13 protein-coding genes are annotated in these 15,387 nt (G+C 54.7%); 4 read left to right on the top strand and 9 right to left on the bottom strand.

What is annotated here, in order from left to right; all coding sequences use genetic code 11:
• Entirely contained in the window at positions 1 to 909 is a 909-nt protein-coding gene (gene cysD / locus BJP35_RS05935; RefSeq protein WP_006811770.1) for a sulfate adenylyltransferase subunit CysD, read from the bottom strand.
• Positions 910 to 918: 9 nt separating this feature from the next.
• Positions 919 to 2,268: a siroheme synthase CysG gene (gene cysG, locus BJP35_RS05930; RefSeq protein WP_218778079.1), complete on the bottom strand. Its 1,350-nt coding sequence runs from the start codon at positions 2,266 to 2,268 to the stop codon at positions 919 to 921.
• Positions 2,269 to 2,514: 246 nt separating this feature from the next.
• Between cysG and BJP35_RS05925 the strand changes: the two genes are divergently transcribed.
• Complete coding sequence (locus BJP35_RS05925) at positions 2,515 to 3,558, top strand: aminopeptidase (RefSeq protein ID WP_032678868.1); 1,044 nt, start codon at positions 2,515 to 2,517, stop codon at positions 3,556 to 3,558.
• Between the two features lie 54 nt (positions 3,559 to 3,612).
• Here BJP35_RS05925 and cysH read toward each other — a convergent pair whose 3' ends face one another.
• Genes cysH through cysJ form a run of 3 tightly spaced genes read right to left on the bottom strand, consistent with a single transcriptional unit; the run spans position 3,613 to position 7,880 of the window.
• On the bottom strand, positions 3,613 to 4,347 hold the full coding sequence (cysH, locus tag BJP35_RS05920) for a phosphoadenosine phosphosulfate reductase (RefSeq protein ID WP_014171401.1): 735 nt from the start codon (positions 4,345 to 4,347) through the stop codon (positions 3,613 to 3,615).
• 15 nt (positions 4,348 to 4,362) lie between these two features.
• Positions 4,363 to 6,075 carry an assimilatory sulfite reductase (NADPH) hemoprotein subunit gene (gene cysI, locus BJP35_RS05915; protein WP_047743525.1) on the bottom strand — a complete coding sequence of 571 codons (1,713 nt, stop codon included), beginning with the start codon at positions 6,073 to 6,075 and terminating at the stop codon, positions 4,363 to 4,365.
• Positions 6,075 to 7,880: an NADPH-dependent assimilatory sulfite reductase flavoprotein subunit gene (cysJ, locus tag BJP35_RS05910; RefSeq protein WP_047743527.1), complete on the bottom strand. Its 1,806-nt coding sequence runs from the start codon at positions 7,878 to 7,880 to the stop codon at positions 6,075 to 6,077. Before cysJ ends, cysI begins: the two co-directional genes overlap by 1 nt.
• A 306-nt stretch (positions 7,881 to 8,186) precedes the next feature.
• Between cysJ and queD the strand changes: the two genes are divergently transcribed.
• Positions 8,187 to 8,549: a 6-carboxytetrahydropterin synthase QueD gene (gene queD / locus BJP35_RS05905; RefSeq protein ID WP_014171404.1), complete on the top strand. Its 363-nt coding sequence runs from the start codon at positions 8,187 to 8,189 to the stop codon at positions 8,547 to 8,549.
• Positions 8,550 to 8,577: 28 nt separating this feature from the next.
• On the opposite strand, the gene queE is transcribed toward queD, so the two are convergent.
• The 3 genes from queE to BJP35_RS05890 are packed head-to-tail and all read right to left on the bottom strand — an operon-like array spanning position 8,578 to position 11,570.
• Positions 8,578 to 9,249, bottom strand: a complete 672-nt coding sequence (gene queE, locus BJP35_RS05900) for a 7-carboxy-7-deazaguanine synthase QueE (RefSeq protein WP_020883810.1) — start codon at positions 9,247 to 9,249, stop codon at positions 8,578 to 8,580.
• Between the two features lie 54 nt (positions 9,250 to 9,303).
• Entirely contained in the window at positions 9,304 to 10,011 is a 708-nt protein-coding gene (locus BJP35_RS05895) for an N-acetylmannosamine-6-phosphate 2-epimerase (protein WP_047743530.1), read from the bottom strand.
• Positions 10,011 to 11,570, bottom strand: coding sequence for a maltose/glucose-specific PTS transporter subunit IIC (locus tag BJP35_RS05890; RefSeq protein WP_047743531.1), 1,560 nt, complete (start codon positions 11,568 to 11,570; stop codon positions 10,011 to 10,013). Before BJP35_RS05890 ends, BJP35_RS05895 begins: the two co-directional genes overlap by 1 nt.
• A gap of 166 nt (positions 11,571 to 11,736) precedes the next feature.
• Here BJP35_RS05890 and BJP35_RS05885 point away from each other — a divergent pair, with 166 nt between their 5' ends.
• Together BJP35_RS05885 and BJP35_RS05880 are read left to right on the top strand one after the other, a co-directional pair.
• Positions 11,737 to 12,561: a MurR/RpiR family transcriptional regulator gene (locus BJP35_RS05885; RefSeq protein ID WP_047743534.1), complete on the top strand. Its 825-nt coding sequence runs from the start codon at positions 11,737 to 11,739 to the stop codon at positions 12,559 to 12,561.
• A 359-nt stretch (positions 12,562 to 12,920) separates the two neighbouring features.
• Positions 12,921 to 14,030 carry an SDR family oxidoreductase gene (locus tag BJP35_RS05880; RefSeq protein ID WP_044857973.1) on the top strand — a complete coding sequence of 370 codons (1,110 nt, stop codon included), beginning with the start codon at positions 12,921 to 12,923 and terminating at the stop codon, positions 14,028 to 14,030.
• Positions 14,031 to 14,082: 52 nt separating this feature from the next.
• On the opposite strand, the gene eno is transcribed toward BJP35_RS05880, so the two are convergent.
• Positions 14,083 to 15,381 carry a phosphopyruvate hydratase gene (gene eno, locus BJP35_RS05875; RefSeq protein WP_014885045.1) on the bottom strand — a complete coding sequence of 433 codons (1,299 nt, stop codon included), beginning with the start codon at positions 15,379 to 15,381 and terminating at the stop codon, positions 14,083 to 14,085.
• Between the last annotated feature and the right edge of the window lie 6 nt (positions 15,382 to 15,387).

Genomic DNA, 15,387 nt, shown 5'->3' with positions numbered 1-15,387 from the left:
TTAGAAATAACCCTGACGTTTCTTCAGCTCCATGGAGCCTGCCTGGTCGCGGTCAATCACGCGGCCCTGTCGCTCACTGGTGGTCGACACCAGCATCTCTTCAATGATCTCCGGCAGCGTCTGCGCACTGGACTCCACGGCACCGGTCAATGGCCAGCAGCCGAGGGTACGGAAACGCACCATCTGCTTTTTGATCACTTCGCCTGGCTGCAGGTCGATGCGATCGTCATCGATCATCATCAGCATGCCGTCACGCTCCAGCACCGGACGTTCAGCGGCCAGGTACAACGGCACGATCTCGATATTTTCCAGATAGATGTACTGCCAGATATCCAGCTCGGTCCAGTTGGAGAGCGGGAACACGCGAATGCTTTCGCCCTTGTTGATCTGGCCGTTGTAGTTATGCCACAGCTCCGGACGCTGGTTTTTTGGATCCCAGCGGTGGAAGCGGTCGCGGAAAGAGTAGATGCGCTCTTTCGCACGGGATTTTTCTTCGTCACGACGTGCGCCGCCGAAGGCCGCGTCAAAACCGTATTTGTTCAGCGCCTGCTTCAGCCCTTCGGTTTTCATGATGTCAGTGTGTTTGGCACTACCGTGCACGAACGGGTTAATGCCCATCGCCACCCCTTCCGGGTTTTTATGCACCAGCAGTTCGCAGCCGTAGGCTTTTGCCGTACGGTCGCGGAATTCATACATTTCACGGAACTTCCAGCCGGTATCAACGTGCAGCAGCGGGAACGGCAGCGTACCCGGGTAAAACGCTTTACGCGCCAGGTGTAGCATCACGCTGGAATCTTTACCGATGGAATACATCATCACCGGGTTGGAGAATTCGGCTGCCACTTCGCGGATAATATGGATACTTTCCGCTTCGAGCTGCCGCAGGTGAGTAAGTCGTTTTTGGTCCATAACCGTTCCTTAAGCCAGATTCACCACAGAGGAGCCAAACCCCTCTGAGTCTGTTGTATGTTGAAACCAGGCGAGTGTGCTGTGCAGGTGCACCACTTCCCCTACCACGATAAGCGCGGGCATAGGGGCCTCTTTCGCCAGGGTGGCAAGATCCTGTAGCGTACCGATAGCCACATGCTGATCGACGCGCGTGCCGCGAGAAATTACGGCGACCGGCGTGGTTGCCTCTCGACCGTGTTGAATAAGTTGTTCACTGATGTCCGCCGCCTTCATCGTGCCCATATAGATAGCCAGCGTCTGACGACTCTGGGCCAGATGCGACCAGTCAAACGGGGTGCTGTCCGCCTTGTAATGGCCCGTGACAAAGGTCACGCTCTGGGCGTAATCGCGGTGAGTAAGCGGTATACCGGCGTAGGCCGTCACTGCGGAAGCCGCCGTGATACCCGGGACGACCTGGAACGGCACGCCCGCTTCAGCCGCCGCCTGCAGCTCTTCCCCGCCGCGACCAAAGATAAACGGGTCGCCACCTTTAAGCCGCACCACCGTTTTGCCCGCTTTTGCCGCCGCCACCAGCATCTGGTTGGTGTCATGCTGCGGTACAGAGTGCTCGCCCGCCCGTTTGCCAACGCAGATTTGTTCTGCGTCACGGCGAATCAATTCGCGCACCCCGTCGGTGACCAGATGGTCGTAGAACACCACATCGGCATCCTGAAGCACCTGCAGGCCGCGCAGGGTCAGCAGCCCGGCATCACCCGGCCCCGCACCGACCAGAATGATCTCGCCGCCGCTACTGCCAGGGTTATCCAGCTCATCTTCGAGGATCTGCTGCGCCGCCGTTTCATTCCCGGCATGCATCAGGCTGGCAAAACGACCGCGGAACACGCGTTCCCAAAAGCGACGGCGTTCCGTCACGCTGGTCAGGCGCGTTTTCAGATGGTTACGCCAGAAGCTCGCTTTCTCCGCCATCCGCCCAAGGCTGGTAGGCAAAAGTGCTTCGATTTTTTCCCGCAGCACGCGTGCCAGCACCGGCGCGGTACCGCCGGAGGAGATGGCCACCAGCAATGGCGAACGGTCAACAATCGACGGGAAGATAAACGAACACAGCGGCCGATCGTCCACCACGTTCACCAGACGGTGACGGGCCTGAGCCGCCTCTGAAATACGGCGGTTGAGCTCACGGTTATCGGTTGCCGCAATCACCAGCACCACGCTGTCGATTTGCGACTCGTCGAAATCCGCCTCGTCGACTATCCGTACCTGCGCCCCCGCTCGCTGCAGAAACGCGATTTTGCGATCGGCAACCTCACCGGTGCCGACTACCAGCACAGGTCTGTCTTTTATCGAGGCAAAAAGGGGCAGATAGTCCACAAGCTACAACTCACTAACAACAAGGAATAGTGGGACTATAGGGGGCGGCTTAGATCGAATGAAATTACGAATTGGAATGAGTAGTTACTCAATGGAATAACGCCATGGAAAAGCAAAGATCAAAAAGTGCTTAACACGCGAATTTTCGGGCATTTAAGAGCAATTCAAATTGTGTATGGTCGATCACAGTTTCATACTAGGCGGGTTAAAATTTTGCTCTGTTTTTAAGGACTCACTATGTTTTCCGCAACGCGCCACCGTATCGCTGCCCTGGCGCTCGGCGTTTGCTTTATCCTTCCGGCCCAGGCAAAAAATCAGCCCTATGGTGAAATCGCGAATATGCAGGCGCGGCATATTGCGACCGTCTTTCCGGGTCGTATGACCGGCACGCCAGCGGAAATGCTTTCCGCCGATTATATTCGCCAGCAATTTGCTGACATGGGTTACCAGAGCGATATCCGATCGTTTCACAGCCGCTACGTCTATACCTCGCGCAATAAAACAAAAAACTGGCATAACGTGACCGGCAGTACGGTCATTGCGGCCCATGAAGGTAGCGCGGCGGAACAGATCATTATCATGGCGCACCTGGACACCTACGCGCCAATGAGCGACGCCGATACCGACAATAATCTCGGCGGGCTGACGTTACAGGGGCTGGATGATAACGCGGCGGGTCTGGGCGTGATGCTCGAACTGGCAGAGCGAATGAAAGACATTCCAACCCAATACGGGATCCGTTTCGTTGCCACCAGCGGTGAAGAAGAGGGAAAACTTGGCGCGGAGAATCTCCTGAAACGCATGAGTGCCGAGGAGAGGAAAAATACGCTGCTGGTGATTAACCTCGATAACCTGATCGTCGGCGATAAGCTCTATTTCAACAGCGGACAGAGTACGCCGGGTACCGTGCGTAAACTGACGCGCGACCGCGCGCTGGCAATCGCCCGCAGCCATGGGGTGTATGCCACCAGCAACCCGGGCGGGAATCCCGATTATCCTCGCGGAACCGGCTGCTGTAATGATGGTGAAGTGTTCGATAAAGCGGGCATTCCTGTTCTGTACGTGGAAGCCACTAACTGGATGCTGGGTAAGAAAGACGGTTATCAGCAGCGGGTGAAATCGAAGGCTTTCCCGGACGGGACGAGCTGGCATAACGTGCTGCTGGATAATCAGCAGCATATTGATAGCGCACTGCCGCAGCGGATTGAACATCGCAGTCGGGATGTGGTTAAAGTGATGCTGCCGCTGGTGAAAGAGCTGGCAAAAGCTGGGAAAGCGTAGAACAGAACATGTCCCTCACCCTTTGTAAGAGGGTGAGGGAAAAGGGAACAGAATTTACCCTTCGTGCAATCCGCACTCGCGCTTAAGTCCAAAGAATCGCGTCTCTTCTTCCGCCATGCCCGGTTCCCATTTACGCGTGGTATGGGTATCGCCCACTGACAGATAACCCTGGTCCCAGAGCGGGTGGTATTTCAGTCCGTGTTTTTGCAGGTACTGGTAAACCGTACGGTTATCCCAGTCGATGATCGGCAGCACTTTAAACACCCCGCGCTGAACCGCCAGCACCGGGAGCGTGGCGCGACTTCCGGACTGCTCGCGGCGTAACCCCGCAAACCAGGTCTGCGCGTTAAGCTCTTTCAGCGCCCGGTTCATCGGCTCGACCTTGTTGATCTCATTGTATTTCTCAATGCCCTCAACGCCCTGTTCCCACAGTTTGCCATACCGCGCCTCCTGCCAGGCCGCACTTTGCTCCGCACGGTAGACTTTCAGGTTCAGCCCGAGCTTGTCCGTCAGCTCATCGATAAACTGGTAGGTTTCCGGGAACAGGTAGCCGGTATCGGTCAGGATCACCGGAATGTCCGGACGAATCTGGTTCACCAGATGCAAACTCACCGCAGCCTGAATACCAAAACTTGACGAGAGCACATAATCACCCGGCAGGTTTTCCAGGGCCCATGCCACGCGGCCTTCGGCGTCGAGCTTTTCAAGCTGCGCATTGGTTTCTGCCAGCGCCAGAATGCGATCGACTTTTGGCAGTTCATTTAGGGCGTTTAGATCGAGTACGGACATAATTACCTCTCGTGTTTACTCCCAGAAATCCCTTGCGGGATCGAGCACCGGGCGAATAATGCCCGCACGCACCGTAAAGTCGCCGAAGCCTTCACCCGCTTCGCGCTCTTTCGCCCAGCGCCCGACAAGCTCGTCGATAGAATCAAGAATTTCCGGCTCGGTGATGTTCTCACGGAACATGCGCGGAATACGCGTTCCGATACGGTTGCCGCCGAGGTGCAGGTTATAGCGACCCGGCGCTTTACCCACCAGCCCCAGCTCGGCCAGCATCGCACGGCCACAGCCGTTCGGGCAGCCGGTGACACGCATAACAATATGCTCGTCCGGAATACCGTGTTTTTCCAGAATCGCTTCCACCTTATCGGTGAATGACGGCAGGAAACGCTCTGCTTCCGCCATCGCCAGCGGGCAGGTCGGGAACGACACGCAGGCCATTGAGTTTTCACGCTGCGGCTTCACCGCGTCCATCAACCCATGGTCGTGCGCCAGTTTCTCAATCTTCGCTTTCTGGCTTTCCGGCACGCCGGCAACGATCAGGTTCTGGTTAGCGGTGATACGGAATTCACCTTTATGGATCTTCGCAATTTCCAGCAGACCGGTTTTCAGCGGGCGGCCCGGATAATCAAGAATACGGCCGTTTTCAATAAACAGCGTCAGGTGCCATTTATTGTCGATGCCTTTAACCCAGCCAATACGATCGCCACGTCCCGTAAATTCATACGGACGGATCGGCTCAAACTTAATCCCCGCGCGACGCTCCACTTCCGCTTTGAACGTCTCTACGCCCACGCGCTCCAGGGTGTATTTGGTTTTCGCGTTTTTACGATCCGTACGGTTACCCCAGTCGCGCTGCGTGGTGACAACCGCTTCAGCCACGGCCAGCGTGTGCTCCAGCGGCAGGAAACCAAATTCGCTTGCGGTGCGGGCATAGGTTTTCTTGTTACCGTGTTCGATGGAGAGACCGCCGCCCACCAGCAGGTTAAAGCCCACCAGCTTGCCATTTTCGGCAATCGCCACGAAGTTCATGTCGTTGGCGTGCAGATCGATATCGTTCTGCGGCGGGATCACCACGGTGGTTTTGAACTTACGCGGCAGATAGGTCTGGCCGAGGATCGGTTCTTCGTCGGTGGTGGCCACTTTTTCCTGATCGAGCCAGATCTCCGCATAGGCGCGGGTGCGTGGCAGCAGGTGCTCAGAGATCTTCTTCGCCCACTCATAGGCTTCGGCGTGCAGCTCGGACTCGTACGGGTTCGAGGTGCAGAGCACGTTACGGTTCATGTCGTTGGCCGTGGCCAGCGCGTCCAGCCCGACAGAGTGCAGCATCTGGTGTACCGGCTTCACGTTCTTCTTCAGAATGCCGTGGAACTGGAAGGTCTGACGGTTGGTCAGACGGATGCTGCCATAAAGGGTATTTTCACCCGCAAACTTATCGATCGCCTGCCACTGTTTCGTGGTGATCACCCCGCCCGGAAGACGGCAGCGCAGCAGCATCGCATGACGCGGCTCCAGCTTCTGTTCTGCACGTTCGGCGCGGATATCACGGTCGTCCTGCTGATACATACCGTGGAAACGGATCAGCAGAAAGTTGTCGCCTTTAAAGCCGCCGGTGAGACCGTCATTCAGATCTTCAGCAATGGTGCCGCGCAGATAGTTGCTTTCCAGCTTCATGCGCTCGGCGTCTGTCAGTTTACCTTCGACCACCAGTGGCCCTGGATGTTTTTCGCTCATTAGTAGACATCTCGCTGATAACGGCGCTCAACGCGCAGCTCACTTAAAAATTCATCCGCCGTTTCGGCATCCATACCGCCGAATTCGGCAATCACTTCCAGCAATGCCTGCTCAACGTCTTTCGCCATGCGATTGGCGTCGCCGCAGACATAAATGTGGGCACCGTCATTGATCCAGCGCCACAGCTCTGCGCCCTGTTCGCGCAGTTTGTCTTGTACGTATACTTTTTCTTGCTGATCGCGGGACCAGGCCAGGTCGATGCGCGTCAGGACGCCTTCTTTGACGTAACGCTGCCACTCAACCTGATAGAGGAAATCTTCCGTAAAGTGCGGGTTGCCGAAGAACAACCAGTTTTTACCTGGCGCCTCATCTGCAGCGCGCTGCTGCATAAAGGCGCGGAATGGTGCAATACCGGTACCCGGCCCAATCATGATGACCGGTGTTTCCGGGTTCGCAGGCAGACGGAAGTTGTCGTTGTGCTCGATAAACACGCGCACTTCACCGTCTTCCTCCACGCGATCGGCCAGGAAGCTTGATGCCCCGCCCGCACGGGCACGGCCTTCGATGTCATAACGCACCACGCCCACGGTGATATGCACTTCGCTCTCCACTTCGGCCTGCGAAGAGGCAATGGAGTAGAGGCGCGGCGTCAGCGGACGCAGCAGGCCGATTAGCGCATCCGCATCCAGCTGTGCCGGAGAGAAACGCACCATATCGACAATCGGCGTCGTCGCGGCGTAATGCTGCAGCTTCGCCTTATCCCCCACCAGAGGCAGCAGCGATTCACTGCGCGTTAAGGTGGCGTAATTTTCAACGATGTTTGGCGTGTTGACCGTCAGTTCGAAATGCCACTGCAGCGCCTCAGAGAGCGGCTGCGTGTTACCGTCGACGGTGACAGGCTCATCGCCTTTCAGCCACAGCAGTTCGACCAGTTCTTTAACCAGCGCCGGATCGTTCTGGTACCAGATCCCAAGTGCATCGCCCGGCTGGTAACGCAGACCGGAATCACCGAGATCGATTTCAATATGCCGCACGTCTTTCTCAGAGTCGCGACCGGTAATTTTCTGATTAACCGCCAGGCTCGCTGCCAGCGGTGCCTCTTTGGTATACGGGCTGGTGTGAATATCATTGACTGCACCCGCCGCGGTGACGGCAGCCTGCGCTGGCGTTTCTTTTGGCACGCGTGCTTTCAGCACGTCAACGATGCGCGCACGCCATTCAGCGGCTGCGGTCTGGTATTCCACATCCGCATCAACGCGGTCCAGCAGGCGCTCAGCGCCCAGTTCCGCCAGTTTGCTGTCGAAATCTTTACCGGACTGGCAGAAAAATTCGTAGGAGGTGTCGCCCAGGCCAAACACGGCGAACGCCGTCCCGTTCAGTTTTGGGGCTTTTTTCGAGAACAGGAACTTATGCAGGGCCACCGCTTCTTCTGCCGGCTCACCCTCACCCTGGGTTGAAGCCACCACCACCAGCAGTTTTTCGGACGCGATCTGTTTGAATTTATAGTCCCCGGCGTTCACCAGGTTCACGTTCAGTTTGGCGGCCAGCAGGTCGTCGCGCAGTGCTTCGGCCACACGGCGAGCATTGCCCGTCTGCGAGGCAGAAATCAGCGTAATCGCCGGAATTTCTACCGCAGTTGCCGGTGCAGCAGCCACAGCGCCCGGTTGCTGGTTAAGCATTCCCCAGAAATAGCCGGAGACCCAGGCAAGCTGGGTGGGAGAAAAATCAGAGGTGGCAGCCTGAAGGCGCGCCAGTTGCTCCGGGTTCAGGGGAAGCAAATTTGAAGGTGGGGCCTGTGTTGTCATGCGTCGTTATGTTCCAGTAGCCAAGCGGACTTTAAGCGAATAAATCCAAACTGAAGATAAGGTTAACGGCGAGGATAATAACAATTAAAGAAGGGATGGAAATAATAAATAACCAAATGGACTAACCTATTTTAGTTATCGTTCTTAACGATAAAAACGATTAACTAACCCATTGAAATTAGGTAATAAAACAGTAGCCCTTTCTCGTATGCACCACGTTGCGGCAACAGAGCCGTTTTAGTTAATGATAAAAATTGTGCTTTCCGGTACTATGCGGCGGTTTTTTCCGCATTACTGAGAGCAATAATGTCCACCACACTGTTTAAAGATTTCACCTTCGAAGCCGCCCACCACCTTCCGCATGTTCCTGAAGGGCATAAATGTGGCCGTCTGCACGGGCACTCGTTTATGGTGCGTCTTGAGATAACCGGTGACGTCGATCCGCATACCGGTTGGATCATGGACTTTGCCGAGCTGAAGGCGGCATTCAAGCCGACCTACGATCGTCTGGATCACTACTATCTGAATGATATCCCGGGCCTTGAAAACCCGACCAGTGAAGTGCTGGCTAAATGGATTTGGGATCAGATGAAACCGCAGGTGCCTCTGCTGAGCGCGGTGATGATCAAAGAGACCTGCACCGCGGGCTGTATCTATCGCGGTGAGTAAAAAAAGCCCGGAATATCCGGGCTTTTTTTTAGGCGATGTTCAGGTACTTGTGCGTCTGCATCGACAGCCGCCAGTTGCGGGCAATACAGGTTTCAATACACAGGCGCGTGGCATCCTCTTTCTGGCTGATAGGCTGCAGCGCGATGATCCGCTGCTTTTCATCCGTCAGCGTGGCGAGCAGTTCATCCAGCGCTTCGATATCACGCACGCGGCCAACCGGGTGTTTGATCTCATCAGCACGCTCCAGCGCCTGAGAGAGAACATCGTAGCCGCCGCGCATGTTAACTTTCGGCGAAACCGTCACCCAGGTGGTGTGAGAACAGCGCACTTCATGCGTGCCGCTGGTTTCAATCTGACAGCTGTAGCCGTTCTTTTCGAGCAGCTCGGTCAGCGGCGTCAGGTCGTGGATGCAGGGTTCACCCCCGGTAATCACCACGTGGCGCGCCGTCCAGCCCTGACGGCCAATGATCGCCAGCAGATCTTCTGCACTTCCCGCGCCCCACTTATCGCTCTCTTTGGTTTTAGCCAGAATGCTAAACAGCGACACTTCCCGATCTGCGAGTTTATCCCACGTATGTTTGGTATCACACCAGGCACAGCCAACCGGGCATCCCTGTAATCGAATAAAGATGGCGGGAACGCCGGTAAAGTAACCCTCGCCTTGCAGGGTCTGGAACATCTCGTTAATCGGGTACTGCATAGTCATCTCAGTTAAGGGGATAAACGATAAGTATCGCAGATCCCCATCAGATGGTCATGCTCCATCGGTGCTTTGAGCGCCAATCGCTGCCATAAACCGCGCAGTAATTTGCTGTGGACGGGTGATGGCCCCGCCGACAACGACCATAAAGGCACCAAGTTCCAGGCACCTCGCCGCCCGTTCAGGTGTGTCAACATTGCCTTCGGCCACCACGGGAATGTCGACGGCAGCCAGCACCTCTTTCAGAAACGCGCAGTCATTGTCCGGTAGCGCATGGCCTGCGGTTTCTGCCGTATAACCGTAAAGCGTGGTCCCCACACAATCAAAACCCAGCGCCTGCGCCGTCACGGCCTCTTCTGTTGAGGAAATATCCGCCATCAGGCATACCGACGGGTACCGCGTGCGAATATGCGCGACCAGCGTCGCCAGGTCTTCGCCGCCAGGGCGCTGTCGCACAGTCGCATCCAGGGCAATGATTTCCGGAGAAACCGTCATCAGCTCATCCACTTCTTTCATCGTGGCGGTGATAAACACCTCACTATCCGGATAATCGCGTTTGATGATGCCGATAACCGGCAGCGCTACCTGCTGCTTGATGGCTTCGATATCCACCACGCTATTGGCACGGATCGCTGCCGCCCCACCCTGCGCGGCGGCCAGCGCCATTCGTGACATAATAAACGCGCTATGCAGAGGTTCATTCTCCAGCGCCTGGCAGGAGACGACCAGTTTTCCCTTCAGGTTATCCAGTACAGTTTTCATTACGATAAGATCTCTTCCACTTCGTTTTTAATAATCGTGACATGCGGCCCATAAATGACCTGAACACCGTTGCCGCGGACGATAACGCCGCGCGCGCCGGTCGCTTTCAGCGCCGATTCATTCACTTTGCTGCCATCCTTCACCGTGACGCGAAGACGCGTCGCGCAGCAGTCCACCTCTTCGAGATTGTCTTTGCCACCTAACCCGGCGATCACTGCAACGGCACGCTCGCTCTGCGAAAAGGTCACTTCATCCGCCATCGCCTCTTTCTCACGCCCCGGCGTGGCAAAATCAAAGCGATTAATCAGATAGCGGAACGTAAAGTAATAAAGGAAGAACCACGGCACCCCTACCAGCGGTACGAACATCCAGTGGGTTTTGGCCTCGCCCTGGAGAATGCCGAACAGCACGAAGTCGATAAAACCGCCTGAGAAGGTTTGCCCGATAGTGATGTGTAAAATATGGGCGAGCATAAACGCCAGCCCGTCAAACAGGGCGTGAATGACGTACAGCACCGGAGCAACAAAAAGGAATGAGAACTCAATAGGTTCAGTAATCCCCGTCAGGAACGAGGTCAATGCCGCAGAAAGTAACAGCCCCGCGACGCGTTTTTTGTTCTCCGGCTTTGCCGTGTGGTACATCGCGAGGCAGGCACCCAGCAGACCAAACATCATCGTGATGAAGCGTCCGGACATGAAACGCGACGTGCCTTCATAAAACTGGCGTGTTGTCGGGTCAGCAAGCTGGGCGAAGAAGATCCGCTGCGTACCTTCTACCAGCTGACCGTTAACGATCTCGCTGCCGCCAAGCGCGGTCGTCCAGAAGGGAAGATAGAAGATGTGGTGTAAACCAAACGGCCCGAGCATGCGCAAAATGAAACCGTACAGCATCGTTCCCAGATAACCGGTGGCATCCACAAGCCCGCCCAGACCGAAGATCAGCTTCTGGAAATGCGGCCAGATGACGGTCATTAATGCCCCGACAAGTATTGCCGCCAGCGAGCTGACGATCGGTACAAAACGTGAACCGCCAAAGAAACCCAGGAACTGCGGAAGCGCGATTTTATTGAACCGATGATGTAACGCGCAGGTCACGAGCCCGATGACGACTCCACCAAAAACGCCGGTTTCCAGCGTCTGGATCCCCAGCGTCATTCCCTGCCCTACGGCACCCGGGTTCTCAAGCGCCAGTTTTCCGGTCAGGATCAGCAGCGCATTGATGGTGGCATTCATCACCAGAAAAGCGAGCAATGCCGCCAGTCCTGCGGTTCCTTTATCATTTTTTGCCAGCCCGACGGCGACCCCAACAGCAAACAGCACCGAGAGGTTGGCGAACACAATCGAACCGGCACTGCTCATAATGGTAAAGATGGCCTGTAGCCACGCAATATCTAAAAACGGGTAGGCCGTGAGGGTATTGGGATTTGATAACGCGCCTCCAATCCCCAGCAACAAACCCGCCGCGGGCAAGACGGCGATGGGCAACATAAATGATTTGCCAAAGCGCTGCGCTTTCTCAAACCATCCGCCAGAAGAAGCCCCACTGAACATTTGCATCATTTTTTCATCCCCTCGTGTATAGATGAAAATTTTTACCATATTAATTATTAATAGTGAAAATTATCATCAATAACCAGGAGGACGATCATACTTTTTCGAAATGACTGGCATCTTTCCCCCGCTTTCCGCCACACTAGTCGACAGAAGAATGCATTAAGGATCTCGCATGTCAGACCATGAAAACCTGCTGCTGAAGCTACGCCAGGAGGCTTCCGGGTACAGCCCAACGCAACGAAAACTGGGTGAGTTTGTCCTCAACAATCCTGCCCGGGTGCTTTACCTGACGATCACTGAGCTGGCGCGCGAAAGTCATACCAGCGAGGCCAGCGTGACGCGTCTTTGCCGCACGCTGGGCTGTAAGGGGTACACGGAATTCAAAATGGCACTTGCGCTGGACATTCAGCAGGGTCAGCCAGAGCGTCAGGCCGGGGATGAAATTGATAGCGTAGTGGAAGAGTCTGTACAGGCTCTGCAGGATACCGCCAGACTGCTCGACAGAGCGCTGCTGGAAAAGGCGGCACAGGCGCTGCATCAGGCGCAGTCAGTCCAGATTTATGGGGTCGCTGCCAGTGCGATCCTCGGCGAGTATCTGCATTATAAGCTGTTGCGCCTGGGCAAACCTGTGCAGCTCTTCAGCGATATGCACCGTGCAGCCATGAATGCGACCACCCTCTCTAAAGCGTCGCTGGTGGTAGCCATCTCCAGTTCAGGCTCAACGCGGGATTTACTTCACGTCGTAAAACTTGCGCGCAAACGTGGCGTCCCCGTGCTGGCGCTCAGCAATACGCCGCGTAGCCCGCTGGCGTCCCTTAGCGATATGCTACTGGTTGCAGCCAAACCCGAGGGGCCGCTTAGCGCAGGCGCACTCAATGCCAAAGTGGGCGTTATGCTTCTGGTCGAGTTGCTTACCCACTCCCTTATTGCAATAGACGGTCATTACGGCGAGGTCAGCCAACAAACCGCCAGCGCAACGCTTCCGCTGTTGCTGTAAAAAACCTTCGCAGGCTATATATCAATAGCCTGCGAGTTCGTTATTTTAAGTGTACTTAAGCATCCGTTAAATTATTTACCGCATCAATGAATGATGTTACAAAGTATTTTTATTATTACATTTTGACTTAATATTTCCACGACACAGGAAGCACGTTTATAATATATAAATCAGTAAGTTAAAATAAATATCTTGATAAATTGAATTTTCTTCCCTCCTGCAATGTCCAATCTCATCCCCTGAATTCCTTACCTTAAAATAAGCTTAAGAAATGGTTAGGCTGGCCATTTTTTTATTTAAACGCCGTTTACTTTCGCCCGCCTACAATCCGCCTCATCAATCATAATGAGACGGTATCAATGAAAACCTTACTGATTACAGGCGTGACCGGATTTCTGGGTGGTGCAGTACTTGAAAAAATCCTGACCGGCGAGAGCGCCGTAAATTTACTTCTGCTTGCGCGCGCCAGCGACCCGCAAGGTGGGCTGGCGCGAGTGCAGGAGAATATGCGTAAGTTCAACGTGCCTGAGCATGCACTGGCCTCGCTGAGCGTGGAGAATATCCTCATTGGCGATCTCAGCCAGCCGGAAGCCTTCCTGAACGATCCGCGTCTTGAACAGGTGACGCATGTCGTTAACTGCGCGGCCGTCGCGTCATTTGGCAACAACCCACTTATCTGGAAGGTGAATGTCGAGGGAACCCTGGCGCTGGCGCGCCGCATGGAACGGGTGTCGACCCTACAGCGCTTCCTGCACGTTGGCACGGCGATGTCCTGCACGCCGGAGCAGGATTCGCTGGTCGCCGAAAGTGCAGAATTCAGAGAGAACGCCGAGCATCTGGTGGAATATACGTATTCGAAATCCACCATTGAACAACTGATGCGCCAGCACTGTCCTGACCTGCCGCTGCTCATCGCCCGCCCGTCTATCGTCGTCGGCCATACCCGTCACGGCTGCACACCTTCAAGCAGTATTTTCTGGGTCTTTAGCATGGGGTTAATGCTGCAAAAATTCATGTGTTCGATGGAAGACAAAATCGATGTCGTTCCGGTGGACTATTGTGCCGACGCGCTGTTAATGCTGCTTACCAGTGATGCACGTTCAGGGGAAGTGGTACATATTTCTGCCGGGGAAGAGAACAGCGTTCGCTTTGCTGATATTGATAAGGCAATGGCGCAGGCGCTGGAGAAAGCCCCTGTCGGAGATCGATACGCTCAGGTGAGTTACGAAACGCTGGTCAGAATGCGCCGCGAACTGAAGGATATTTTTGGGCCGTGCAACGAGCGCCTGATGCTGAAAGCAATGCGTTTATACGGTGCTTTTGCCACACTCAACGTGCGCTTCAGCAATGATAAGCTGCTTAGCATGGGCATGCCTAAGCCACCCCGCTTTACGGACTATATTGCCCGCTGCGTGCAAACCACTCAGGGGCTGACCATTCCGGAACAAATGGCGGTCGATTTTAAATAGCCAAAAAAAATGCCAGTCTTGCGACTGGCATTTTCATTTTAAGGCTTAGCGATTATGCCTGGCCTTTGATCTCTTTACGACCGTTGTATGGTGCTTTTTCGCCCAGTGCTTCTTCGATACGAATCAGCTGGTTGTATTTAGCAACACGGTCAGAACGGCTCATAGAACCGGTCTTGATCTGGCCAGCCGCGGTACCAACAGCCAGGTCAGCGATGGTAGCGTCTTCAGTTTCGCCAGAACGGTGAGAGATAACAGCGGTGTAGCCAGCGTCTTTCGCCATTTTGATCGCAGCCAGCGTTTCGGTCAGAGAACCGATCTGGTTGAATTTGATCAGGATGGAGTTAACGATGCCTTTCTCGATGCCTTCTTTCAGGATCTTGGTGTTGGTTACGAACAGGTCGTCACCCACCAGCTGGATTTTGTCGCCCAGTACTTTAGTCTGGTATGCGAAGCCATCCCAGTCAGATTCGTCCAGACCGTCTTCGATAGAAACGATTGGGTACTGTTTGGTCAGGTCTTCCAGGAAGTGAGTGAACTCTTCAGAGGTGAACGCTTTGTTGCCTTCGCCAGCCAGAACGTATTTACCGTCTTTGTAGAATTCAGACGCTGCACAGTCCATCGCCAGAGTGATGTCTTTGCCCAGCTCGTAGCCTGCTGCTTTAACCGCTTCAGCAATAACAGCCAGTGCTTCTGCGTTAGAACCCAGGTTTGGCGCATAGCCACCTTCGTCACCAACAGCCGTGTTCATACCTTTAGCTTTCAGAACTTTAGCCAGGTTGTGGAACACTTCAGAACCCATACGTACTGCTTCTTTCAGGGATTTCGCGCCAACTGGCTGAATCATAAATTCCTGAATATCAACGTTGTTGTCTGCGTGCTCACCACCGTTGATGATGTTCATCATCGGTACAGGCATGGAGTATTTGCCTGGAGTGCCGTTCAGTTCAGCGATGTGTTCGAACAGTGGCATACCTTTAGCAGCCGCTGCAGCTTTGGCGTTCGCCAGGGAAACGGCCAGGATTGCGTTAGCACCGAAGTTAGATTTGTTTTCAGTACCGTCCAGATCGATCATGATCTTGTCGATGCCAGCCTGGTCTTTAGCGTCTTTGCCAATGATTGCCTGAGCAATAGGGCCGTTTACGGCGCCAACAGCTTTCAGTACGCCTTTGCCCATGAAACGGGATTTGTCGCCATCGCGCAGTTCCAGCGCTTCGCGGGAACCAGTAGAAGCACCTGACGGAGCAGCTGCCATACCGACGAAACCACCTTCCAGGTGAACTTCGGCTTCAACGGTCGGGTTACCACGGGAGTCGATGATTTCACGACCGATGACTTTAACGATTTTGGACATTAGATT

The sequence above is a fragment of the Enterobacter sp. J49 genome (genome assembly GCF_002148625.1).
GTDB classification, from domain to species: domain Bacteria; phylum Pseudomonadota; class Gammaproteobacteria; order Enterobacterales; family Enterobacteriaceae; genus Enterobacter; species Enterobacter ludwigii.
This window is presented reverse-complemented; position numbering and strand designations above follow the sequence as displayed.